General features: G+C 21.5%; 3 protein-coding genes. All 3 read left to right on the top strand.

Going from position 1 to position 1,228, the window contains the following annotated elements:
* Nucleotides 1-340 (top strand): hypothetical protein (locus tag C6B38_RS04440; protein WP_233485530.1); only part of this gene is annotated, 340 nt, incomplete at its 5' end.
* A 269-nt stretch (nucleotides 341-609) separates the two neighbouring features.
* Nucleotides 610-855 (top strand): hypothetical protein, encoded by a 246-nt coding sequence (locus tag C6B38_RS04435; protein WP_071891715.1) that lies wholly within the window; start codon nucleotides 610-612, stop codon nucleotides 853-855.
* Between the two features lie 70 nt (nucleotides 856-925).
* Nucleotides 926-1,171 carry a hypothetical protein gene (locus tag C6B38_RS04430; RefSeq protein WP_105298802.1) on the top strand — a complete coding sequence of 82 codons (246 nt, stop codon included), beginning with the start codon at nucleotides 926-928 and terminating at the stop codon, nucleotides 1,169-1,171.
* The last annotated feature ends 57 nt before the right edge of the window (nucleotides 1,172-1,228 follow it).

Genomic DNA, 1,228 nt, shown 5'->3' with positions numbered 1-1,228 from the left:
AAAGGAAAAAACGATAATGAATAAATATATTTTATGTTATCGTTCAGAAAAAGGTAATCGCCCTTGTAAAAATCCTCTTGGTGAATATATAACTGGTACTGATATTGAAGATGTAAATATCAATTCAACCTGAGACTGAGAATATTTAATCAATAAATATGGTGAAAAGAATTTAATTATCTTAAAAATGTATAATGTACGATGAAGTTCCAAAAAAGCAACTCTTGTTAAAGGGTTGTTTTTTTATTTGAAAAAACCCAAAATAACTAATTGATTCAAAACAAGGACAGCATCTTTAAAAAAACACAATAACAATAAAGGAAAAAACGATAATGAATAAATATATTTTCAATATTAAATTAATAAATTAGTAAATAACACATATACTTACTTAGTAAAGGTGTTGTCCTTGTTTTGTTTCACTTAGTTATATTAATAAATCAATCATTAAATATTAGATTGGAGAAACTAAAAATGGAAAAAATCAATATTATGATTAGATGCAGTAAATGCGGAATGCCAAAGCGAATTCATAAAGTTAAACATCGCGGAAAAACAGAATGATTTGAAGATATTTATTATGGTTAATATTAAATTTGATTTATAAAAATGAAAATTATTAAACAACAAAAAATATGTGATGTTATTAATTGTTATAAATTATCATCATTTATCACCGAAGAATTTGAAACAAATAAAATTTTATGAACTTGTGAAAATCACAAAGTTTTATTAAATCAAATTAAGTATATAAACAAAGAAAAAATTTGACTTTATAATAATTTGGAAAATTCAAGGATAGATGTTGATTGAAAAACTGGGTATTTAAAAATCTTTTTTAGTAAAATTAAATAATTCTAATATAACAAGATGAATAACTCATCTATGGCACACTAGTTATGTTATTTGATTTTGATTTATAAAAATGAAAATTATTAAACAACAAAAAATATGTGATGTTATTAATTGTTATAAATTATCATCATTTATCACCGAAGAATTTGAAACAAATAAAATTTTATGAACTTGTGAAAATCACAAAGTTTTATTAAATCAAATTAAGTATATAAACAAAGAAAAAATTTGACTTTATAATAATTTGGAAAATTCAAGGATAGAAGTTGATTGAAAAACTGGGTATTTAAAAATCTTTTTTAGTAAAATTAAATAATTCTAATATAACAAGATGAATAACTCATCTATGGCACACTAGTTATGTTATTTGATT

The organism is Spiroplasma sp. ChiS, from assembly GCF_002968355.1.
GTDB classification, from domain to species: domain Bacteria; phylum Bacillota_I; class Bacilli_A; order Mycoplasmatales; family Mycoplasmataceae; genus Spiroplasma; species Spiroplasma citri.
The sequence above is the reverse complement of the archived record's forward strand: the minus strand, read 5'-3'. Positions and strand labels throughout refer to the sequence as shown.